This window comes from Sphingomonas sp. Leaf22 (genome assembly GCF_001421715.1).
Classification (GTDB): domain Bacteria; phylum Pseudomonadota; class Alphaproteobacteria; order Sphingomonadales; family Sphingomonadaceae; genus Sphingomonas.
Map to the genome: position 1 here is coordinate 21846 of NZ_LMKP01000045.1, position 23271 is coordinate 45116.

18 protein-coding genes are annotated in these 23271 nt (G+C 66.6%); 8 read left to right on the top strand and 10 right to left on the bottom strand.

The annotated features are described in order from the left end of the window. Positions 1–278: 278 nt before the first annotated feature. Genes ASE70_RS18450 through ASE70_RS18460 form a run of 3 tightly spaced genes read right to left on the bottom strand, consistent with a single transcriptional unit; the run spans position 279 to position 2470 of the window. Positions 279–743, bottom strand: a complete 465-nt coding sequence (locus tag ASE70_RS18450; protein WP_056507926.1) for a hypothetical protein — start codon at positions 741–743, stop codon at positions 279–281. A gap of 7 nt (positions 744–750) precedes the next feature. Beyond that, complete coding sequence (locus ASE70_RS18455; RefSeq protein WP_056507928.1) at positions 751–1275, bottom strand: hypothetical protein; 525 nt, start codon at positions 1273–1275, stop codon at positions 751–753. After that, positions 1247–2470, bottom strand: coding sequence for a threonine synthase (locus ASE70_RS18460; RefSeq protein WP_056508086.1), 1224 nt, complete (start codon positions 2468–2470; stop codon positions 1247–1249). Before ASE70_RS18460 ends, ASE70_RS18455 begins: the two co-directional genes overlap by 29 nt. Before the next feature lie 396 nt (positions 2471–2866). Between ASE70_RS18460 and ASE70_RS18465 the strand changes: the two genes are divergently transcribed. From ASE70_RS18465 to pelF, 8 genes are read left to right on the top strand one after another with little or no spacing between them, the layout of a single operon-like run. Then, a complete protein-coding gene (locus ASE70_RS18465) occupies positions 2867–6961 on the top strand; it encodes a cadherin domain-containing protein (protein WP_082451152.1) in 4095 nt (1364 codons plus the stop codon). A 37-nt stretch (positions 6962–6998) separates the two neighbouring features. Next, positions 6999–8396, top strand: coding sequence for an exopolysaccharide Pel transporter PelG (gene pelG, locus ASE70_RS18470; RefSeq protein ID WP_056507931.1), 1398 nt, complete (start codon positions 6999–7001; stop codon positions 8394–8396). Beyond that, on the top strand, positions 8393–9271 hold the full coding sequence (locus ASE70_RS18475) for an endo alpha-1,4 polygalactosaminidase (RefSeq protein WP_056507933.1): 879 nt from the start codon (positions 8393–8395) through the stop codon (positions 9269–9271). Before pelG ends, ASE70_RS18475 begins: the two co-directional genes overlap by 4 nt. Then, complete coding sequence (locus ASE70_RS18480; RefSeq protein WP_156356337.1) at positions 9268–10974, top strand: hypothetical protein; 1707 nt, start codon at positions 9268–9270, stop codon at positions 10972–10974. Before ASE70_RS18475 ends, ASE70_RS18480 begins: the two co-directional genes overlap by 4 nt. Then, complete coding sequence (locus ASE70_RS18485; protein ID WP_056507937.1) at positions 10971–12422, top strand: hypothetical protein; 1452 nt, start codon at positions 10971–10973, stop codon at positions 12420–12422. The genes ASE70_RS18480 and ASE70_RS18485 overlap by 4 nt, the downstream gene beginning before the upstream one ends. Then, complete coding sequence (locus tag ASE70_RS18490; RefSeq protein WP_156356338.1) at positions 12419–13360, top strand: hypothetical protein; 942 nt, start codon at positions 12419–12421, stop codon at positions 13358–13360. Before ASE70_RS18485 ends, ASE70_RS18490 begins: the two co-directional genes overlap by 4 nt. Then, entirely contained in the window at positions 13357–14205 is an 849-nt protein-coding gene (locus ASE70_RS18495; protein ID WP_156356339.1) for a hypothetical protein, read from the top strand. The genes ASE70_RS18490 and ASE70_RS18495 overlap by 4 nt, the downstream gene beginning before the upstream one ends. Next, positions 14202–15683, top strand: a complete 1482-nt coding sequence (pelF, locus tag ASE70_RS18500; RefSeq protein WP_235520064.1) for a GT4 family glycosyltransferase PelF — start codon at positions 14202–14204, stop codon at positions 15681–15683. Before ASE70_RS18495 ends, pelF begins: the two co-directional genes overlap by 4 nt. Before the next feature lie 164 nt (positions 15684–15847). Here the strand turns inward: pelF and ASE70_RS18505 are convergent, their stop codons facing one another. The 7 genes from ASE70_RS18505 to ASE70_RS18535 form a co-directional block, all read right to left on the bottom strand. Continuing rightward, complete coding sequence (locus ASE70_RS18505) at positions 15848–16060, bottom strand: hypothetical protein (protein ID WP_056397463.1); 213 nt, start codon at positions 16058–16060, stop codon at positions 15848–15850. 73 nt (positions 16061–16133) lie between these two features. After that, on the bottom strand, positions 16134–18836 hold the full coding sequence (locus ASE70_RS18510; protein WP_056507946.1) for a TonB-dependent receptor: 2703 nt from the start codon (positions 18834–18836) through the stop codon (positions 16134–16136). A gap of 204 nt (positions 18837–19040) precedes the next feature. Continuing rightward, on the bottom strand, positions 19041–20252 hold the full coding sequence (locus ASE70_RS18515; protein ID WP_156356340.1) for a hypothetical protein: 1212 nt from the start codon (positions 20250–20252) through the stop codon (positions 19041–19043). Positions 20253–20449: 197 nt separating this feature from the next. Continuing rightward, the gene (locus tag ASE70_RS18520; protein WP_055997983.1) at positions 20450–20635 is read right to left on the bottom strand and encodes a hypothetical protein; all 186 of its coding nucleotides are present in this window, start codon (positions 20633–20635) and stop codon (positions 20450–20452) included. Positions 20636–20803: 168 nt separating this feature from the next. Continuing rightward, positions 20804–21043, bottom strand: coding sequence for a hypothetical protein (locus ASE70_RS18525; RefSeq protein ID WP_235520065.1), 240 nt, complete (start codon positions 21041–21043; stop codon positions 20804–20806). After that, complete coding sequence (locus ASE70_RS18530; protein WP_056507952.1) at positions 21040–22128, bottom strand: ABC transporter ATP-binding protein; 1089 nt, start codon at positions 22126–22128, stop codon at positions 21040–21042. The genes ASE70_RS18525 and ASE70_RS18530 overlap by 4 nt, the downstream gene beginning before the upstream one ends. After that, the gene (locus ASE70_RS18535) at positions 22125–23201 is read right to left on the bottom strand and encodes a LacI family DNA-binding transcriptional regulator (protein ID WP_056507954.1); all 1077 of its coding nucleotides are present in this window, start codon (positions 23199–23201) and stop codon (positions 22125–22127) included. Before ASE70_RS18535 ends, ASE70_RS18530 begins: the two co-directional genes overlap by 4 nt. Between the last annotated feature and the right edge of the window lie 70 nt (positions 23202–23271).

The following is a 23271-nucleotide window of genomic DNA, read 5'->3' on the forward strand; positions in this document are numbered from 1 at the left end:
TCCCCCACCGCCACCATCGACGAATTGATTCAATCGGGGCGGTCGACCGGGCGGTATCGGGGAGCCGTCGACACTCCGGGAACGCGGTTCGACCCTTTGGGAACGATGGGCCGACACATCGGGAACGAGAGGGTCGATCTATCGGGAACGAAGCATCGAACTTTCAGGAACGCGGACACCCACGCGACTCGTGGTTGCGAGCCGATTCGGAAGCCGATTCCGCGCCCCTAACCTGCTAACCTTTCAATAAACCGTCTAACCATTCCGATGGTTTGATTTCAGCTTTTGAGTGTAGCAGATCGATCGGCGGCAAGTCGTTTGCGGGTAAGGGGAGGGTGCTCGTACAGATCGCGCAACGCCCTGTACCGGAAGCGATTCCACCACCGTTGCCAGCGATGTTCGGCCGCATCGTGCAGGATATGGCACCGCTGGCACAAGGCGGCGAGGTTGGCGGCGGTGTTGTTGCCGGGATCATGGTCGAGATGGGCACATGCCAGCACCACGCGGGTCATCCGCACGCGGGCGAGGGGCACCTGAACGGTTGCGATCCGCCGCCCACGTGGCGACCGCCAGCAACGGCCCTCCGCATCCCACCAGCGACCATCGCCCAGATGCAGCACCCGTGCCAGATGGGGCCGGCCGCATCGCTCGCAGCGGCCCCCGGCGCGGTCGAACCGGATCGTCGCGGACAATTGCGTCCAGTCGATCGGGTAGAGCCAGCGATTTTCGGCGCGGATCGGCATGTCGATTCTATGAGTCGGTCGCCCGCGAAAGGGAAGCGAAATGTTCCCGTCCTGTCCCACAGGTCCAAGCCTGCCAGACGATATCGACGGCCTCGACCGACTTTGGCCCCGGCGCGGGCAGAGCAGTGGAGCCTTCACCCGACGCATAGCGCCGGTCGTGCACCGGGAGGACGATCACCGGCGCATCGCCGAACTGGTCGGCGGTGATGTCGATGACGAAGCCACCTGCCTCGACCCAGGCATGGCTTTCCCATTCACCGGCTGCGCGAAATCCGAACGACGCGGACGCCGGTTCCCGTTCGTCGGCAAGCGGGACGCCCGACCGCAGGACGCCGACGATGCCCTGTTCGGCGAGCAGGCGAACGACGAACAGGCCGCTACGGACACAGGTATAGCGCGATGGCGGCGACGGCACGCCCCAGTCCGCATGCCATGCCGGCCAGACAGGCGCGACGAACCGTCGTGCGACGCTCGCCAGCCTGAACAGCCGGCGTCGCGGCAGCCTATAACCGATCGAAATCGATCGCCCCATGCCGGTCGAGCATCGCATCGGCGGAGGGCAGGGGGTATTTCAGCCCGGTCGCACAGTTGAACAGGACGACCTCCTCCTCGGCATCGACCTCGCCATCGCGCAGCGCTTGCCGGTACGCGGCCAGCGTCGCGCCGCCTTCGGGACACAGCAGCAGGCCGTCGTGGCGGGCACAATCGTCGACGGCCTTCAGGATCGGCGGATCCCCCACCGCCAGTGCCTTGCCACCCGACGCCCGCACCGCGCCCAGGATCAGGAAGTCGCCGACCGCGCGCGGGACGCGGATGCCGGCGGCGACGGTGTGGGCGTCTTCCCAGCGATCGGCATGGTCCTGTCCCGCTTCGAACGCTCGGACGATCGGTGCGCAGCCAGCAGCCTGCACCGCATACATGCGCGGCCGTTCCGACCCGATCCAGCCCAGCGCCTCCAACTCGTCAAAGGCTTTCCACATGCCGATCAGGCCGGTACCGCCGCCGGTCGGGTAGAAGATCGCGTCGGGCAGCCGCCAGCCAAGCTGTGCGGCCAGTTCGAGGCCCATCGTCTTCTTGCCCTCGATCCGGTACGGCTCCTTCAGTGTCGAGAAGTCGAACCAGCGTCCCTCGGCAGCGCCCTTCGCGACGATCGCGCCGCAATCGTCGATCAGGCCGTTGACCCGCCACACCCGGCTGCCCTGCGCCGCGATCTCGCGGACGTTCACCTCGGGCGTGTCTTCGGGGCAGAAGACGATCGTCTCGATCCCGCAGCGCGCGGCATAGGCGGCCAGCGCCGCGCCGGCATTGCCGTTGGTCGGCATGGCGATACGGCGCACGCCCAGCTCCCTGGCCATCGCCACCGCCATCACCAGCCCGCGCGCCTTGAAACTGCCGGTCGGCAGGCGGCCCTCGTCCTTGACCAGCACCCGCGCGCCGCCGGTGCGGGGGATGGGGATCAGCGGCGTCTCGATCTCGCCCAAGCTGACGATGTTCGCGGCATGGCGGACCGGCAGCAACTCGCGCCATCGCCACAAATCGGTATCGCGCGCCGCCAGCGTGTCACGCGACAGCGCCGCGCCGGCCGCCGCGAGATCGTAACGGACCAGTAACGGCTTTCCGGCCCGCGACAGATTGTGGAGCGTATCGGCGTCATACCGCTCCCCGGTCAGCGAACATTCGAGATGGGTGACGAAGGTCGGGCGATGTGCGGTGAGATTATCGTGCATGGTCAGCATAGTAGCGGCCGATCCGTCCGGGTCCATGCGTTCGGCCGTTAACCGGTTGCGGCAAGCATCTCTTTCACGCGAACCCCGCGACGCCGCCGATTCGCCATCCGATTCGAGTATCGGAAAGTATTTCTCCGCTTTTGTACGAAACCGAACGGAGTGATTGCGAAGGTCATTCCCTATAGCCGATAGTTAACGGCGCCGGAATATTGGTAAATTTCCGAACCTTGTCCCGGTTCCGGACGATCCGTGTCGCCCTGATACGAATGGTTGAGCGTTGAAGTGCGATCCCGCTGCGTGAGTGCTTGCGAATGTCGCGATCAGATGCCAATCGCGCTGCCACCGAGCCGCCGGGGATCATGGCGAGCGATCGGTGGCGATACAGGGATGGACAAGATGGCAAGCGCGACCCCGATCACGTTGGACGGCAATCTGGGCGATTGGACCGCACAGGACCGCATCGATCGCGGGCTGGAGGACGGCTATGCCATCTATGCCAAGAGCGACGGCGATGCCTTCGCCTTCGCGCTGAAGGTGCCGGGCACGGTCGGGATCAACACGACGGTCTGGCTGAATACCGATCGCAATGCGCAAACCGGCTATCAGGTGTTCGGCTTTGCCGGCGGGGCCGAATACAGCGTCAATTTCGACGCCGACGGCTCGGTCGCGCTGTACCGCGGCGCGCCGGGTGCCTCCGCCCCGGTCGCGACGCTGCAGGCGGTGTGGTCGGGCGATCGTTCGACCGTCGAGTTCCGCGTCGACAAGGCGGCGATCGGCAACCCGCAGGCGATCGACACGCTGTACGACGTCAACGACCAGACGTTCCTGCCCGGCAGCTATTCGGCACCGCCCTTCACGGTCTTCAACGATGCCGGCATCGTCGCCGACCCGGCGCAGCGCGTCGCGATCGTGTGGTCGGAAAGCACCGCCAACGCCTATTTCAGCAAGACCGCCTATTCGCAGCTGTTCATGTCGGTGCAGGCGCAGGCGATGCAGGCGGGCGTTCCGTTCGACATCCTGACCGAAGACGATCTGACCAGCCTCGCCACCGTTTCCAAATATGACTCGATCATCTTCCCGTCGTTCCGCAACGTCGATGCGACCAAGGTCGATGCCATCGCGCAGACGCTGGAACAGGCGACCAAGCAGTATGGCATCGGCCTGATCGCGGCGGGCGAGTTCATGACCAACGACGCGGCGGGCAATGCGCTGGCCGGCGACAGCTATGCACGCATGAAGCTGTTGTTCGATGCGACCCGCGTGACCGGCGGCTTCCCCGCCGACGTGACGATCAAGGCGACCGACGCGAGCGGCCTCGTCCTCGACGGCTATGCCGACGGACAGGTCGTCCATGATTACAAGCAGATTGGCTGGAACGCGTTCAAGAGCGAGAGCGGCACCGGGCAGACGATCGCGACCGCGACCGTGAACGGCGAGACCTATTCGGCGGCGATCGCGACCCAGACCGGCGGGCGCAACGTGATCTTTTCGTCCGAAGCGGTGATGGCCGACGACAACCTGCTGCAAAAGGCGATCGATTATTCGGTGCATGGCGGCGGGCTGTCGGTCGGGTTGCAGATGACCCGCAACGCCGGCCTGTTCGCGTCGCGCACCGACATGGACCAGAGCCAGGAACGCGACGAGGTGAACCCCGAAGGGACCGCGCCCGGCATCTACGACAAGATGATCCCGATCCTGGCCGAGTGGAAGGCGAAGTATAACTTCGTCGGCAGCTATTACGTCAATATCGGTAACGATCCGGCCAATGGCCAGGCGACCGACTGGGCGGTGTCGCTGCCCTATTACAAGCAGCTGATCGACATGGGCAACGAGATCGGCACCCACAGCTATACCCACCCGCACGACACCAACCTGCTGACCGACGAACAGATCAAGTTCGAATTCGGCCAGAGCCGCGCCGAGCTGGAAGCGAAGCTGAGCGACTATCTCGGCCGGACCGTGTCGGTCGGCGGCGCGGCGGTGCCGGGCGCGCCCGAACAGATCGCGACGTCGCAGGAAATCCTGAAGTACGTGCAATATCTGTCGGGCGGCTATTCGGGGGTCGGTGCCGGCTATCCCAACGCCATCGGCTATATGAACCCGGCCAACGCCGCGTCGAACCAGGTCTATATCGCGCCGAACACCTCGTTCGATTTCTCGCTGATGGAATTCCAGAAGAAGACCGTCGCCGAAGCCGAAGCGGTATGGGCCAAGGAACTGGCCACGCTGACCGGCAACGCCGATGCGCCGGTCATCGTCTGGCCGTGGCACGATTACGGCCCCACCGCATGGGCGCTGGACAATGACGGCAACCCCAGCACGACTGGCAGCCCCTATGTCCGGTCGATGTTCGACAATTTCATTGCGGCGGCAGCGGCCAAGGGCGTCGAGTTCGTGACGCTCGCCGACCTTGCCGCCCGCGTGAACGCGTTCGACAAGGCGCAGATCGTCAGCAGCGTCGTCGGCAACACCATCACCGCGTCGGTATCGTCGTCGATGGGCAGCGGCCTGTTCGCACTCGACGTCGACGGGCAGAAGGCCGGGCAGGTAATCCAGAGCGTCAAGGGCTGGTACGCCTATAACGACGACGAGGTATTCCTGCCGACCAAGGGCGGCAGCTTCGACATCACCATGGGCGCGAAGGCCGACGACGTCACCCACATCACCCAGCTGCCGATGCGCGCGTCGCTCGAAACGCTGTCGGGCGACGGCAGCGACCTGTCGTTCACCGTGGCGGGCGAGGGCAAGGTCGTGATCGACCTGAAGGCGCCGGGCACCAACTGGATCACCGTCGAGGGCGGCACGCTCGAATCGCTGGTCGGCGAGATCGCCACGATCGACATCGGTGCGATCGGCAGCCATGCGGTGAAGGTGACGCAGACGGTCAATGTCGGTCCGACGATCACGTCGTTCGGCGGCGGCGATGCGGCGTGGCTGCCGGCAATGGCCGAAAACGGCATGGCGGTCGCCACCATCACCGCCACCGACGCCAATGTCGCGCAGGGCGACCGGGTCCGCTATTCGATCGAAGCGGGTGGCGAAGGGGCGCTGTTCACGATCGACGCGACGACCGGCGCGCTCAGCTTCCTCAAGGCTCCCGATTTCGAAAACCCGCAGGATGCGGATCGCAACAACATCTATGACGTGAACGTCGTCGCCACCGACGCCCGCGGCATGGTCGACAAGCAGATGGTCTATGTCACGGTCAAGAACGTGACCGAACAGACCGGCGGTCCCACCATCACCTCGTCGGGCGGCGGCAGCTGGGGCAGCATGGCGCTGAACGAGAATACGACGCTGGTCGGCACGGTCACCGCAACCGATCCCGACCTGCGCGACGGCGATGTCATCCGCTATTCGATCGCGCCGGGCGGCGAGGGTTCGCTGTTCACGATCGACGCCAATACCGGTGTGCTGAAGTTCGTGGCCGCGCCCGATTTCGAAACCGCGCGCGATTCGAACCATGACAACATCTACGACGTGAACGTCGTTGCCACCGACTCGTTCGGCGCGACGTCGCGGCAGTTGCTGTGGGTCTATGTGAACAACGTGAAGGAGCAGACCGGCGGTCCGACGATCACGTCGGCGGGCGGCGGTGATCGCGGTTCGATCACGGTCCTCGAAAACGGCACGACCGTCGGCACGGTCACCGCGACCGATCCCGACGTCCGCGACGGCGATGTCGTCCGCTATTCGATCGCGCCGGGCGGCGAGGGGGCGTTGTTCAGCATCGATGCGACGACCGGTGTCCTGAAGTTCAACACCGCGCCCGATTATGAAAATGCGCAGGATGCGAACCGCGACAATATCTACGACGTCACCGTCGTCGCCACCGACGCCTATGGCGTGACCGACCGGCAGCTGCTGTCGGTGACGGTGAAGGACGTTGCCGGACTGAACCAGACCGGCACGCTGCGCGACGACGTGATGAACGGCACCGGCGAGGGTGACACGCTCGACGGCAGCTGGGGGCACGACGTGCTGAACGGTCTCGGCGGGAACGACCTGCTGATCGGCAACTATGGCAACGACACGCTGAACGGCGGCGACGGCAACGACACGCTGAACGGCGGCGATGGCAAGGACGTCCTCGACGGCGGCAATGGCAACGACCTGCTGATCGGCGGCGACGATCGCGACGTGATGACCGGCGGGGCAGGGCGCGACGTGTTCCGTTTCGAACGGACCGGCGATACCCTGACCGCTGCCAGCCTGCGCGACGTCATCACCGATTTCCGCGCCGGCGAGGACAAGATCGACCTGTCGGCGATCGACGCCAACATCTCGATCTTCGCACGCGGCGATCAGGCCTTCACCCTGATCGGCGAGAATGGCCGGTTCTCGGACGGTGGGCAGCTGCGCTATCGCTACGAAATGTCGGGGGGCAAGGAATATACCATCGTCGAGGGTACGACCTTCGGCAAGCTGCCCGATTTCTCGATCGCGCTGTTCGGACATCACGTCCTGACGTCGGGTGATTTCTTTCTGTAAGGGATTGCTGGGCTAGGAAGCGTCGTCGGGGGCGCGAATGGCGGGAATCGGATTCAAACTGGCACAGGTTGCGCGCGAAGGCGGCGTCGGCGGTATCGTCGGCGCCGCTGCGCATGGTGCCGTCATCAGCGCGGGACCGTGGTTGATGACCGCGGTCGCGATGGGGCTGCTCGAACGCTGGGCGGCGGTGCATCTCATGCCGGCCGACGGCATGGTCCTGCAGACGGTGCTGATCTATGCGTTCAGCCTGTCGGCGCTGGCGGCGGCACCGATCGGTATCGTCGCGACGCGACTGGTCGCCGATCGCATCTTCGCGCGCGATGCGGCGGGGATACCGGGAATCGTGCTGCTGGCACTGGCGGCGGGCGGCGTGATCGGGCTGGCGGCGGGGGCGGTGCTGTTCGGCGTGCTGGGACGATTGCCGTTCGCGGAGGCACTGGCGGCGAGCGTGGCGCTCGCGTGGCTGGCGCAGATCTGGATCGCGGGACCGATGCTGACCGCGCTCGATCGCTATCGCGCGGTGCCGGTCGCCTATCTGATCGGGACCGGGGTCGCGGCGGGCACATTGTGGTTCTGGCCGCAGCGCGAACTGGTCGGGGTGCTGCTGGTCGTCACCGGCGGCATCGGCCTGACGCTGGCGGCGATCCTGCTGGTGCTGCGTCGCCACTTCGCGGGCGACGTGGTGCTGCCGACGCGCGAGGCGATGCACCCGCGCCTCGGCTTCATCATCGCGCTGGCCGGCATTGCCGGGGTCGCCGCGATCTGGATCGACAAATGGATCCTGTGGTTCGGCCCGGCGAGCCGGGTCGCGATCGGCGCGTTGCGGCTCAACCCGATCAACGACGGGGGCAGTTTTCTCGGGCTGCTGACGATCGTGCCGGGGCTGACGCTGTTGCTGATCGTCACCGAAACCCGGTTCGACCGCGCGTTCGGCAGCATGTTGGCGCGCTGCACCGGCACGTCTACGCTTGAGCGGATCGAGGAAGCGCGTAGCGAGGTCCTGCGCGTGATGTTCGACAGCCTGCGCCTGCTGGTGCTGGCGCAGATGCTCATCGCCGCCTTCGCATGGGTGCTGGCGGTGCCGTTGTTCGACGCGATCGGTGCCGATGTCCGCGCGATCTTCGCCTTTCGCCAGACATCGGCGGGGGCGGTGTTCCACCTCGTGGTGATCGCGACGACGGTGGTGCTGGCCTATTACGACCTGTTCGGGCGCATCCTGTTCACCTGGGCCAGCTTCGCGCTTGCCAGCGCCTTTGCTACTTATGTCCAATTCGACGCGGGTTTCGCGGCCTTTGGTTGGGGCTATATGGCCGGGGCAGTGGTGGGGGCCTTTGTCGGCCTCGCGCTGGTCGCGGAGGCAAGCACGAATATGACCTATCTGTTGTTCGTCGGAAACAATCCGGCGGTCGTCGGCCATGGCGGCCGCTGGCTGTGATCGGCCGCAGGCAGGCGATGGCGCTGGGTGCGGGCGCGGTGGGGCTGACGCTCGGGTTGCGCGGCGCGACGTCGGGACAGGTGCGCCCCGCCGGCGGCGACGCGTCGCTGCGCTGGGCGGTCGATTACGGTCCCGCGACCGATCCGGTATTGGCCCGGCGGTATCAGCTGCTGGTCCTCGAACCGCATCATCCGCGCCCCATCGCGCCGTTGCGCGGCGAGGGGGCGGTGCTGCTCGGCTATGTCAGCCTCGGCGAGGTCGAGAAGCGGCGGCCCTATTTCGCGGCGCTCGACCGGGCCGGGGCGCTCGGCATCGCCAATCCCGACTGGCCCGATGCGCGCCGTGCCGATCTGCGCCATCCGGCATGGACCGCGACGGTGGTCGACCAGATCGTCGCGCAGATCCTGCAACGCGGCTATGACGGAATCTTCATCGATACGATGGATAATGCCGAGGCGATGGAACGGCAGGACCCCCTCGGTGCAAAGGATATGGTGGCAGCGGGCGCGCGCCTGATCGTCGCGATCCGGACGCGATTCCCCGCCATCCGCATCATGTTGAACCGCGGCTATGCCCTGCTCGACCGGGTCGCGCCGTCGATCGATTACGTGCTGGGCGAATCGATGGCGTCGCGCTGGAACTTCGCGACCAAGCGCTACGACATGCTGTCCGACAGCGACTGGCAGTGGCAGGCCGACCGGCTGCGCGCGGCCAAGGCGATCAACCCGACGCTGGTCGTGACCACGCTCGATTACTGGGACATGGCCGATCGCGGGCCGGTGGCCAAGCTCTATGCCCGCGAACGCGCGGCGGGGTTTGCGCCCTATGTCTCGACGCTGGCGCTCGACCGGTTGTGGCCGGAGCCGACCGGATGAGCGTGGGCGACCAGCGCTGGCTGGCGATCGGCGTGCCGATGGTCGGCGGCGGGGCGGCATTGGCCGCCGCGATCCTGTTGCTGCCCGGCCGGACCGAAATCCTGCATGTCGAGCGCCGCGCCCATCCGGTGACGGCGTCGATCGCGCTGCCGCCGCCGATGCCGTCGCCCGCACCGCCGGCGGGACCGCAGCTGCCCGCGCTGGCCGATACGATCAAGCGCGCCGATGCCGCCGAACTCGCCACGCTGACCGCGCAGTTGCAAGCGGCGGGGCAGAAGGTCACGACGCTGCAGGTCGCCTATGATCTGAAGGCTGCCAATCGCGGCGCGGTGGCGCTCGCCTATCTGGCGGCACGCCCCGACGGCACGGCTGCCGAGACTTGGCCGTTACGCGTCGACCTGCTGGCCGAGGCTGGACAGCGCGAGGCCGCGGCGAAACTGTTCGATGCGGCCAAGGGCGTGCCGGGGCCGGCGATCGTCGCCGCCGCCTATACGCTCGACCGGCCCGACCTGCTGGTTGCCGCCGCCGAACGCGGTGCGATCCCGCGACCCGACGCCGCGCTGTCGCTCGACCTGGCCCGCCGGTTGGAGCGGGCGGGGCAGGGGGCGTGGATCGCGCGGCTCGCCCGGGTCGGCAGCGACTGGCGCGCCGCTGATCCGTGGCTCGCGATCCGCGTCGCACAGGCGGCGGGCGACCAGCGCGCGGCGCTGGCGGCGGCGGGGATGCTGCCGGGCGATCAGCGCGATGCCGCGCGCGAAGCGATCCTGACGCGTGCCGGCGACCGGGGGGGGTTGCGGCAGATGCTGCTTGCCCGGGCGCAGGTGCCGGGCACCGATCCGCTACCTATCGCCGAGCAATTGCTGGCGGCGGGGGCGCGCGACGATGCGGTCGGCGTGCTGGCGGCGGCGGTCGGGCAGGGTGGCCCCGACGGCCCGGCGGCGCGGCGGCTGCTCTATCTGCTCGGCCCGCGCCCGCGCCAAAGCGATGTCGCATGGCTGCGGCAGCGCACCCTGAGCGGCGCGCCGGCGCAGCAACTCGACTGGATCGCCGCCTATGCCGATCGCGACCGGCCGGGCGATGCGGCCGCGTTCCTCGCCCGCCATCCGCTGGCCGATCGGACGCCGGTGCTGCTCGAACGGCTGCGGCTCGCGCAGGCGGCGGGGGACGATTCCGCCGGGCGCGCGGTGCTGGCCCGGCTGTTCGACGGACGTGCGCTGTCCGCCGATGCGGTGCGCGCGGCGGGCGACGCCATGCCGCGCAGGCCCGACCCGGCGCAGCTCGCCGCGCTGCTGCGTGCCCGCGTCGCCACCGGCATCGCCGCTCCGCGCGACCGGATGGATCTGGCGTGGAGTGCGTGGAATGCCGGCGATGCGCCGCGCACGGTGCAGATCCTGCGCGACTATCTGACGACGCAGGGCGACGATCTGCCCGCGCTGCGGCTGATGGCCGATGCGCAGGGCCGGATCGGCGGCGATCGCGCCGCGCGGCCATGGCTCGAAAAGGCGCTGGCCAGGACGCCCGCCGACAGCCGCGCCGCCGCCGAACTGCTCGACCGGCTCGGCCGTCGGCGCGAAGCGGTGGCGCTGGTCGAACGCCTGCGACAGGCGACCCCGAACGACCGACAACTGGTCGCGCTCCATGCCCGGCTGCTGATCGCCGATGGCCAGCCCGGCCGCGCGCGCATGGTGTTGTCGCAACAATGATCGCCGCACTGGTCCTAATCGCGGGCATCGCCGGCCCGGTGCTGCGCGTGCCGCCGGCGATCCTTGCCGATGGCGAGGTCGCGGGCGGCGATCCGCAGCTGGTGTGGCCCGCCGGCACGACGCTGAGCGTGGAGGGCGATGGCGGCGAGATCGTCGTCCGCGCCGACCGTCCGATCGACGACGGCGCCATCGACCGGTTCCGCGATGCCGCCGGCGACGCCATCGGCGATTTGCGCTGGAATGACGACAGCCTCGTGCTGCGCCCCGCCGCCGGGCGCACCCTGCGCTGGCGGCGTAGCGACAACCGTATGACGATCGGCTTCACGCCGGACAACGACGGACCGGTCGCGGCGGTCGCGCAGGACGCCGCCGATCTTGACCCGCAACTGCTGACGATCGAGGCCGATGTCGCCGCCGGTTATCCGGGCGAGGGCCGCCGCCGTGCGGAGGCGCTGGCGACGCAGCATCCGACCGACCGGCGCGTGACCCGCATCCTCGCCGATGCCCGCAGCGCCGATGGCGACGCCGCCGGTGCGACGCGGCTCTATCGCCGCCTCGGCGCGACCGACCGCACCGCGCGGCGGGCGGCGGCCTTCGCCCCCGGTGCGGCCTCGACCAGCGTGACGCTGCGCGACGGCAGCGACCTGTCGCAGATCGAAAGCGCCGCGCGCGTCGATGTCGCGCTCACCGATCGCACGACGGTCGGCGGTGGCGTGCGCCATATCGCCAGCACCATCGGCGACGACCATCGCGGATCGACCGTGGCCGAAGCCGGTGCCACCGTCCGCGTCGGTGACGAGGCACGGATGCAGGCGGTGCTGGCTGGTGCGCTCGACAGCGGCGTCACCGGCGGCGGGGTGCGCTATGCGTCCGGCTCGGTCGAGGGGCAGTGGCGCGCCGGGCTGACGCTGCATCAGCCCGATTATTCGACCCGCGAACAGGCGATCGACGATGGCTGGCTGTCGCGCGTTTCCGCAGGAGCGACCTATCGCATCGCGCCGGGGCTGGTCGGACAGATCGATGTCGGCGGCAATCGCTATGGCCTTGCGGGCGCGGGCGGGGCGGTCGACACGATCACGCTGGCCGGCGGGCTCGACTATATCCGCCGGCGCGGTGGCTTTGCCTTCGGCCTGACCTATCGGTTGGAGGCCGAATATGTGCAGCGCCTGCGCGGTGGAATCGATTTCGCGACGCGCGAAAACCACACGATGCAGGGGTTGGTGAGCGGCGCGATCGGCGAAGCGCAGCTGACCGGCCTTGCCGGATGGACGGTCGACCGCTTCGGCGGCGACGGTCCCAATGCCAGCCTCGGGCTGGCGCTGCCGATCGGCACCGCGTGGCGGGTCGAGGGGAGCGGCGGGATCAGCTCGGTCACGCGGCCGGGCTTTGCGGGGCAACAGATTTTCGCGCGCGCGGGCGTAACGCGCGGCTTGGGGAACGGGCGATGAGCGCAGGACGTCACCGGTCGCTGCGCATCGCCATGGAACTGGCGGCGGGTTTCGGGGTGCTGATCGCGCTCGACCGGCTGCTGCTGGGCGGCACGGCCTTTACCGGCGTCGATCCCAATCCGCTGTGGCTGCCGGTGGTAGTCATGGCGCTGGCCTATGGCACCTTTCCCGCGCTGGCGGCGGCGGGCATCGCCAGCGGGCTGTGGCTGGCGATCGGGCAGGAACCGGGCGTCGAGCGCGATTATCTCGATCACCTGCTGCACCTGTCGCTGCCGCCGCTGCTGTGGTTCATGGCGGCGGTGGCGATCGGCGAGGTGACGATGGTGCGCGCACAGCGGCTCGTCCGGCTCGAACGGACCAAGAATACCGCGCGGCGCAACGTCGTCCGGCTGACCGAAGCGTTCCACCGTCTGGTCGATACCAACCGCGCGTTGCAGGTGCAGGTCGCGACCGACGACCGCAGCATCGGCCATGTCATCGCCACCGCCGCGCGTCTGGGCGATGTCGACCCGGCCGAACGCCGCGCCGCCATGGTGGCGCTGATCGCGCTCGCCGCGCACACCCGCGACTTCACCTGTTACCGCGTGGTCGGTGGTGAGGCGCGGGCATGGTTGCGTGGCGACGCGGCACAGGCGCGCGCCGACACGCTGCCGCCGCCGCTCCTGCTGATGGCGCGGCGCGGCGATGCGATCCATGTCGGCCGGCCGTCGGATCGTGCCGCGTTGGTCGGGATCGGCGTCGCCGCCCTGCCGCTGATCGACGGCGATGGCGACCGCGTGGTCGGGATGCTGGTGCTGCACGACCTGCCGTTCGAGGCGCTGGGCGCGCATCTGCTGGCCGAACTGACCGAAATCTGTCGCTGGCTGGTGCCGCTGCTGGTCGACGAACCGCGTCGCCCGGCGATGCTGGCGGTCCGATCGCCGGGAAAGGTCGCGTGATGCGCGCGGTCGTCGCGCTGGCGGTGGCCGACATGGCGATGCTGGCGGCGGCCCCGGTCTGGCCCGGCCCGCTGCTGCTGATCGGCCATATCGGCTGTTCGATCGCGGCGATCATGCTGCGGCTGCGCGACGGTCGTGCGCTGCGGTTCAGCGCGATCGTCTTCGGCATGATCGCGCCTGCGGCGTTGCTGGCGGGCGAATGGGCGAGCCGCACGCTGCCCGACGACGATCGTCCGCCGGCCCCATTGCCCGAACCGGTCGTCCGGTCGGGCAAGGCGCAGCGCGGGGCCAGCCTGACCATCGCGCGGATGCTCGACGGCCGCGTGCTCCATGCCGAAGCCGATGCGCTGCATTCGCTGGTCACGATCATGCGGCACGGACAGGTCGCCGAACGGCGGCGCGCGCTGGAAACGGTAGTGCGCTCGTTTCAGCCGTCGCTTTCGCCGCTGATCGCGCTGGCGCTGACCGATGGCGATCAGACGATCCGCGCGCTTGCCGCCGCCGCATCGGCGCGCATCGTGCAAAATCTGGCGACCGGTCGCGCCGCGCTCGAAGCGGCGAGCGGGCCGGAACGCGATGCGGCGCTGGCGGCGATGCTGGCCGATCATGCGCGCGGCAACGTGCTGTTGTCCGATACGCAGCGCGCGCATCTGCGCACCGATGCGCTGGCCCTGATCGGTGACCACCCGCTCGACCCGACCCGGATCGAGGCGCTGTGGGCGGCGGGCGACTATGCCGCGATCGATGCGATCGTCGAACAGGCACCGGTCGATGCCAGCCCCTACGACCGCGTCGCCCGTGCGACCGGATGGTGGCGCGGACAGACGATCAGGCATCGCCCGTGAACGCGCGGATCAACCCCGGCCCGCCCGCCGATATCTGCCTGATCGTCGAGGGGGCGTACCCCTATGTCGTCGGCGGCGTATCGGGATGGTTGCAGGACCTGATTACCCACCTACCCGAGCTCCGCTTCGCCATCGTCGCGATCAAGCCGTCCTCGGCCCCGCTCGCGATGCAGCTGATCCCGCCCGACAATGTCGTCGAACTGGTCGAGATCGCGCTGGCTCCCGAAGCGACGATGCCGCGCGGCTATCCGGCGGCGCAGGCGGTGGCGATCGCCGACGCGCTGATCGATTTCGTCGACGGGGGCGGGGCGGGGACGCTCGGCACGCTGATCGCGCTGATCGACGGCGTCGGACGCCCGCTGACGCCGGGCGACATCCTCGCCCATCCCGCGACCTTCGCGCGGTTGCGCCGCCATTATCAGGCGCTGTTGCCCAAGGCGTCGTTTCACCATTATTTCTGGGCGATGCGCGTCCTGCTCGGCGGGCTGCTGGCGGTGCTGACCGCGCCGCTGCCGCGCGCGCGCGCCTATCACACCATCTCGACCGGGTTCGCCGGGCTGCTGGCGGCGCGCGCGGCACAGGTCAGCAGACGTCCGGCTTTCATCACCGAACATGGCATCTACCTGCTCGAACGACAGATCGAGGTGATGATGGCCGAATGGATCGGCGATCAGGTCGATACCGGCCTCGCCATGGACCGCACCGTCAACGACCTGCGCGACCTGTGGGTGCGCGCCTTCACCAGCTATGCGGGTGCCTGTTACGATGCCTGCGATCCGATCGTCGCGCTGTACGGTGACAATAATGCGGTGCAGCGGCGACTGGGCGCGGCGACCGACCGGGTGCGGGTGATCCCCAACGGCATCGACGCACGGCGTTTCTCGCACCTCGCCGATGCCCGCGATCCCGACCATCCCCTGGTGGCGCTGCTCGGGCGGGTGGTGCCGATCAAGGACATCAAGACCTTCGTCCGCGCCTGTGCCATCGCCCATGTGCAGAAACCGCATCTGCGTTTCGTCGTGCTGGGGCCGGAGGACGAGGACCGCGAATATGCTGCCGAATGCAACCAGCTGGTCGCCGATCTCGGGCTGAACGACGTCCTGCATTTCGCCGGGCGGGTGCGGATCGAGGACTGGATGAACCGCATCGACCTGCTGGTGCTGACCAGCCTGTCCGAAGCGCAGCCGCTGGTGATATTGGAAGGGGGGGCGTGCGGCATCCCGGTCGTCGCGCCCGACGTCGGCAGTTGCCGCGAGATGATCGAGGGGCGCGGGGCCCATGATCCCGGCCATGGCGGCATCGTCACGCCGCTGGTCAATCCGCAGGCGACGGCGGCGGGCATCTGCGCGATCGCCGGCGAACCGGCGGTCCGCTGGGAAATGGGTGAGGCGATGCGCCGCCGGGTGCTGCGCGATTACGATCACCCGACGATCATCGGGTCGTATCGTGCGCTCTATGGGGAATTGATCGGCCGGTAGAGGTTAGCGCCTAACCCTCCGCACAACCGTTCGGTTCGAGCAGCTTCGAGCGAAGTCTAGAAGCGTTTGTCGAGAACGGCCCGCTTTGGGCGCTGCCTTCTCGACTTCGGTTCTCGACAGGCTCGAACCTCCGCTCGAAGCGAACGGCAGGTGGGTGGCGTGTCTTACGACAGCTTCTTGCCACGCAGCGTATTCAACACCGCGATCGCCGCCACGCCGGCCAGCGCCGCGCTGGTCCACGGACGGTCCTTGGCAAAGCCGCGCGCCTTGTCGGCGATCGGGGCGTCGCCGCCGAAATGCTTCTTGAACGCATCGGTCAGCTTGGTCTTGCCGTTCGAAACGGGGATGTCGCGATTGGTGATGAGCGTGTCGGCCATGAATCTACTCCTGATCGGTGAAGGTCGCGGGTCGTAACGCACGACCCGCGAACCGGTGCCATCGCCGTCCCGATCAGAAGTTCAGCCGCGCGCCGATAGCATAGCGCGGGCCATAGGTTTCGAACGCGATCACCCGTTCCTTATAGACCGAATAGGAAAAGGTCTTTTCGTTGAACAGGTTCAGCCCCTGCGCGAACAAAGTCAACCGATCGTTCAGCGCATAGTTGATGCTCGCGTCCCAAATGCCATATGCGTCGACATTGACCGGCTGTCCGCGATTGCCCTGCTGCGTCTGTTCATACGCGTTGCGGTAATTATACGCGATCCGCGCCTGCAACGGCCCTTTTTCGTAGAACGCCACGGCATTGTACGTCGTCGCATCGGGATCGACGAGGCTCAGGTTCGCCTGCACGCCCAGCCCGTCGAGCGGCGCGGGCAAGCCGGTAAAGGTATATTGCCCCGAAAATTCGATACCGCGATAGCTGCGGCTGCCGATATTTTCCGGCCGCGTCCGCCGGAAATCTAGGCCGAGCAGCTGGATCGTCGACGTCACCGATTCCGAGATATTGTCCAGATCCTTGGCGAACAGCGCGACGCTGACGAAGCTCGACCGGTCGAGATACCAGGTCAGCGCTGCATCGTAATTCCACCCGATCATCGGTTCGAGGCCTGGATTGCCGTCGGTGATCGCCCGTTCGCGCGGACGCGGGTTGATGTTGCGGATGAGCAGCAGGTCGGACAGCGTCGCGCGGGTCAGCGTCTTGGCGACCGCCGCCTGCAACACGACATCCTCGAACACGTCGATCTTGAAATTGGCACTGGGCAGCCACTGCGCGTAGGAGCCGGTCTGACGGATCGGTTGCGCCGCCGAGAGGTTGACGATCGGATCGCCGCCGGGCGGGGCGGGGGTGATGCTCACGATCTCCTGCCCGAACCCGCGCGAGGTCACGTCGGTGCGGGTATAGCGCAGCCCGATATTGCCCGACCACGGCCGCGACCCGAAATCGCCGCCGAACGTCGCCTGCACATAGCCGCCGATCGTCCGCTCCTGCGCCGATCCGCTGTTGCCGGGCACCGGAATGACGCCGAAGCCGCCGCCATTGGCCGCCAGCGCGGCGCGCGCCGCCGCCGGACTGGCAAGCTGGTTGATCGCCGCATCGCTCAAGAGATAGCTGGCGAGGTCCGCCGCCGAATAGGTCGGATAGGCGCTGTCGAACATTCCGCTGCCGAGGAAATTCGTCGCCCCCGCCGGCCGCCCGAACACATTCTGCGGCACGCCGACGCCCGCCCCGCAATACAGGCATTGCAGCGCATCGGGCGTCTTGAACGAGAACCGGGATTTCTTGCGATCCGAGAAATTATACCCGCCCGAGATCTTCGTCAGAATGCCCATATCGGCATCCCATTTCAGGTTCGCATTGCCCTGATAGATCTGGTCCTCGACGCTGACCCCCTCATAGGTCAGGAACCCCGCCTTCGCGTTCGACGTGTCGAGCAGGTTGCCAAGGCCGGTATAGACCGGCAATCCGGTCGGCCCGATCGCGAAGCGTACGCCGGCCGGCGAATAGCTGGGCGTCGCCAGATTGCTTTCGAACCATGCCTGATTGCCGCCGGTATCGTCGGTCGCCTTCGACCACGAAAAATCGACGGAGCCGGTCAGCCGGTCGGACGGGGTCCATGCCAGATTGCCGCCCGCCTGATAGGTGGTGGCAAGCCGCGGGCGGACCTGGTTGGTGATGTTCGGACCCGATGCGATGCCGGTATAGCTGGTAATGGTCTTGTTCGAATCGACCGTCGCGGCGGTGATGTCGCCGGGGCCGCCATAAACGAAGAACACCTTGTTGTCGTCGTTCACGTCCAGCTTCGAATACAGGCCGTCGAGCGTGAACAGCAACGTGTCGCTCGCCCGCCACTGCGCGGTCAGCAGGCCCGAGAGGCGCTTGCGACTGGTGCGGTTGGTGCCCCATTCGACATAGGTCGGCAGCGACACGCCGGTGAATTCGGCCGTGCCGTCCTTGTTCAGGTCGAGCGACTGGTTCGCTTCCCATCCGTCGGTGAAGATGCGCTTCCCCTCGATCTTGCGATCGATATAGGAAAACGCGCCGAGGATGCCGAAATCGCCGCCGCCGAACGTCGTGCTGAACAGCCCCGATGCCTGTGGCGAGAATTCCCCGCGCAGCTTGTCGTAATTGGCCTGTCCCGACAGCGCGACCTTGGAGCCCGAAAAATCGAACGGCCGCGCGGTGTACATGTCGACCGTCGCGGCGATGCCGCCCTCGATCTGCGCGGCGGTCGGCGTCTTCGAAACATCGACCCGGTTGATCAGCTCGGCGGGCAGGATGTCGAAGCTGAACTCGCGCCCCTGATTCTCGGTCGCGAGGATGCGGCCATTATACAGCGCGCTGCTGAACGCCGGCCCCAGGCCGCGGACGGTGATGAACTGCCCCTCGCCATTGTCGCGGGAGATGGTGACGCCCGGAATACGCTGGATCGCCTCGGCGATATTCTGGTCGGGCAGCTTGCCGATATCGTCGGCGACGATCGAATCGACGATGTTGTCGGCGTTGCGCTTGATATCGGTCGCGCGGCGCAAACTGGCGCGCAGGCCCGTGACGATGATCTCGCCGTCATCGGCGGCCGTCGCCGCATCCTGCACCGTGCCGGCGGGCGGGGCCGGATTGTCGGCCCCCTGCGTCTGCGCCGTGGCGGGGGTCATGGTCAGCACCGTGGCCATCCCGGCCATCGTGAGCAAGCGGAACCGCGTATCGGATTTCATGCCGAATCCTCTCCCTATCGCTTCCCGTATCGCCATGCCGTTCGTGCGGTCATCGGGTCGGAAGCTGCGACAGGTTTAACGATCAACCTGCCGCACGGCAAGCGGGCATGTGCGGTGGCGTGTTGATAGAGAAAGAGGTTGGGGTTCACGACGGCGGGCAACGGCATTCCGCTACCCGCCGCCAATGTCAGTCGAACCGGCTGTTTAAGCCGTGCGATATGCGCATGCGGTTCCATCCGAGCTATTCAGAATGGCGCGATGAACTCTTGAGAACGGGGTCTGCGGCACGACACAGCGAATGATCCCGCTGTTTAGAACCACACCGGTTTGCGGATTGACCAGTCGAAAGCTAGCGAGCAAGCCGGCACTGACTACGGATGCACCCGGAAACCCCAAGGCGTACCATATACCAGATCTCGCGATCGCCGTTCCGCCGGTCTGTTCGACCGCTACGCGCAGGATATAGGTTCGTGCGGGGGCTTTGCCGTCGGTGGCTAACAAGGGTTCCAACTGTAGTGCCACTTCAAGCGGCGACAAGGCTCCCTTTTCAGCGGCATTCAGAGTCGTCGTCAACGCGTCTGCGGTTAAGACAGCTGCTTTTGCTTCATTGTTTGTACATCCCCGTCGGGAGTCTGTTAATTTTTGTAGTTCCTTGTAGTTTTCTCGGATTTTACTATCCGAGCCAAAATCGGAAACTTCACCGGGAATAACGAACGATGTTTTTTTAGGTGCCTTCTCGCTGGCACCCTTGAACTGGCGCCATACTCTCGAAAACGGAAAGGTCTCTCCATCCTGGTTCATAGCCACGGCATTTACCAGCAAGCGGTCGTCAAAATCAAATTTTACGGGGGAAATCGCGATATCGGTAGCTATCGCACCTGCAATATCGGAGGCAATGAGTTTTGGTTCATCGTTATCGGTGCCGGGAAACGCCTCCATTTTCATGCCATCTGCGGTGACATATTCTGTTTCGCATTGCGCCTTTTTGACATAATCTCGGACAGACTCGATCCGGTCATGAACGATACGCACCATCGCTAATGATATTTGCTGGTCGTGCGACATGACCAGAACCCTATCCTCTTGGTCAACCGCTTTTTTCGTCACTCCGGCAATGATCGCGCCGGCTTCCAGCATGGCGTCGCTCGCCAACAGGCTCGCCTCGATCGCGCCCGCGCCTTCGTTGATCGTCGTTTTTCCCGATGCGGCTTCGAGGCCTAGCGCCGCGATCAGGCCGGTCTGGGTGGTATCGTCCTGTGCCAGCGCCGGTGTCGATGCGACGACCAGCGACGCGGCCGTCATCAGGCCGGTAACCCGGAATGCCATAGTCATCATGCGTCCTCTCGTAAACGCGATGGCTGGCCGCCGATGGTTACAGGCCTCGATCAAATGGCCATAAATATCGTCATCGAACAAGGAAGAATTTGTTTTTGTCTACTCAAGACGGAGTAGAAAGAAAAATTTTGTGACGATCCAGATCATCATACGCGTACCGCAGCAGTATTTGCGGGCGTCGTCACGACGTCTTCCACCTAAACGGAAGACGCGTGCCGCAGAGGCCCGGTTTTACCGGGCGCAGATTGACGCCGCTACAGAAGCCGCCTGTGCCGTCGTCAGATCGACTGCCACACCGCATAGCCGCTGAGCAGTGCCGACGCCGATCCCGACATGCCGACCAACAGATAGCCCATATAGGTCAGCATCGCCGGATTGGGCCGCTCCATCCGTTTGTTGCGCGCCGCGCCCGACAGCACGAAACTCGCCAACAACCCATAGGTGAACACTGCCGTCTCGACCATCGCTCGCGCTATCCTTTGCCAGTGCGGGATGCCCCCCGGCTCTCCGCTGTTCGTCCTAAATCATAGGCCGGTCAGACTAGCAAATGGTTAACGCGGAACCGATCGCTCGATCGAGGCGTTTCATCGTGTTGGTTTAAAAAATGGGGCTGATTGTTTCGGTGCGCGATCTTACGCCGACTTCCGAATGAACAGCTGACCGCCGTCGCGCCCGATCAATGCTGCGTCACCATGGTCGCGGATATGACGCCACGCCATGCGACGGCATTGCTGGTCGTGTTCGATCTGCCGTTCGACCCATCGCCGCCATGCCGGATCGGCAAGCGCGATCCTCTCGGCGTCCAGGATGCTCACCGCATGCGCGGCGCGCAGGTGCTTGATATGGAGGATCCAGCGATTGCGTTCGGTCACCACTGGGCGGCCTCCCGCACCGCCACCCCATCCGATCCGAACACCAGCATCCGGCCCGGATCGGCGTACAGCCTCACCGCGCCCGTCACCGCGTGATGCCCGTTCAGCTTCGCGCGAAATTCGTCGCCTGTCGCCAATCGGCCGTAGAGATAGGTCGAATGGCCCAGCGCCTCGACCGCCTCGACCATCATCGGCAGCGCGACGCCGTCCGCCCCCGGCTGCAACCGCAGATGCTCGGGCCGCAGCCCCAGCGTCACCCGCTCGCCCTCCGCCAGCGCGCCGGCCGTCCCGGCGATGCGCACGCCCCCGGCCAGTTCGAAGACCGCCGCCGTGCCATCGCGCGCCACGACCGTCGCCGGCAGCAGGTTGATCCGCGGCGAACCGATGAACCCCGCCGTAAAGATGTTGGCGGGACGGTCGTAAATCTCCAGCGGGGTGCCGACCTGCGCGATCCGCCCCTTGTCGAGGATCACGAGCCGGTCGGCCAGCGTCATCGCTTCGACCTGATCGTGCGTCACATAGATCATCGTACTGCCCAATCGCCGGTGCAGCGCCGCCAGTTCGTGCCGCATCCGCACCCGCAGATCGGCGTCGAGGTTCGACAGCGGTTCGTCGAACAGGAAGATCGCCGGATCGCGCACGATCGCCCGGCCGATCGCCACCCGCTGGCGCTGTCCGCCGGACAGCTGGTGCGGCATCCGGTCGAGCAGCGCGTCGAGTTCGAGGACCGTCGCGGCACGGTCGACGGCCTGTGCGATCGTCGCCCTGGGCGTGCGGATGTTCTTCAGTCCGAACGCCAGATTCTCGCGCACGGTCATGTGCGGGTACAGGGCGTAGGACTGGAACACCATCGCAACGCCGCGATCCGCGGCGGGGACATGGGTCACGTCGCGCTCGCCGATGCGGATCGTGCCGTGGCTGACGCTTTCGAGGCCGGCGATCATCCGCAGCACCGTCGACTTGCCGCAGCCCGACGACCCGACCAGCACGACGAACTCGCCCGACCGCACCTGCAGGTCGATGCCGCGGATCGTCTCGACCCCATCATAGGACTTGCCGAGACCTTCGAGCACCAATGCCGTCATGCGCAGGTCCCTTTCGACGCGGCGGCGCTGCTGTCGCCGATCACGAATTCGGCCTCGATCGCGATCGGGGCGGCACCGCCATCGGTGTCGCACAGCAGCCGTTCGGCGGCCTTGCGTCCCTTCTCGAACGCATTCTGCCGTACCGTGGTCAACCGCAGCCCGCCGGCTCCGCGGCCGGGCGGGTCGATCCCGTCATAGCCGGTCACCGACATCCGCCCCGGCACCGCCCGCCCCAGCGCGTCGCACGCCGCGATCACGCCATGCGCCAACCGGTCGGAGAAACAGACGATCGCGGTCAGGTCGCGTTGCCGCTGCAACAATCGGTCGACCGCGCGCGCGCCGCCTTCCTCCGCATTCATCGTCTCGCACACCAGCACGCTGTCCTGCGCGATGCCGGCGGCGTCGAAGGCGTCGCGACAGCCGAGGATGCGTTCGTGGACGACGTAATTCTCGTCCGAAAAATCGCGGTCCAGCGCGTAAATCTCGCCATGATCCTCGGTCCATGGAAAGGTGACGATCGCGATCCGGCGGTGGCCGAGCGCGAGCAGGTGCGACACCACCGCGCGCATCATCGCCCGGTCGTTGGTCAGCACGCTGGGCAGCCCCGGCGCGTCGAAATCGACCACCACGGTCGGCAACCGCCGCGCGAGCGCTTTCTGGATCGTCGGATTGCTCTTGTACGGTGCATTCAGGATATAGCCGTCGACGATCGCGGTCAGCGTGTCGCGCCGTTCGGGATGCCTGTCCTTCAGCGGGATCAGGACAATGTTGGCGCCCTCCTCCTCGCACACCGACGAGATGCCCCGCAGGAACGCGATGTCGTGCGCGTCGGTAAAGGCATAGCTTAGCTGGTCGTTGAACAGCACGCCGATCGCGCCGCATTGTCCGGTGCGCAGCGACCGTGCGGCGGGGTTCGGCCCTTCGTAATGGACATGGCGGGCATGGGCGAAGATGCGGTCGCGCAGGTCTTTCGACACCTTTGCCGGGTTGTTGTACGCATTCGACACCGACGTATGGGTGATGCCCAGATCGGCGGCGATCGATTTCAGCGTGGCGCGTTTGGGGCGCGGCATGGCATCCTCTCCATTCGGCCGTTCCGCCGGTTGGCCCCTGCCTACCGCGCCGCCTTGACAGCCGCAACTG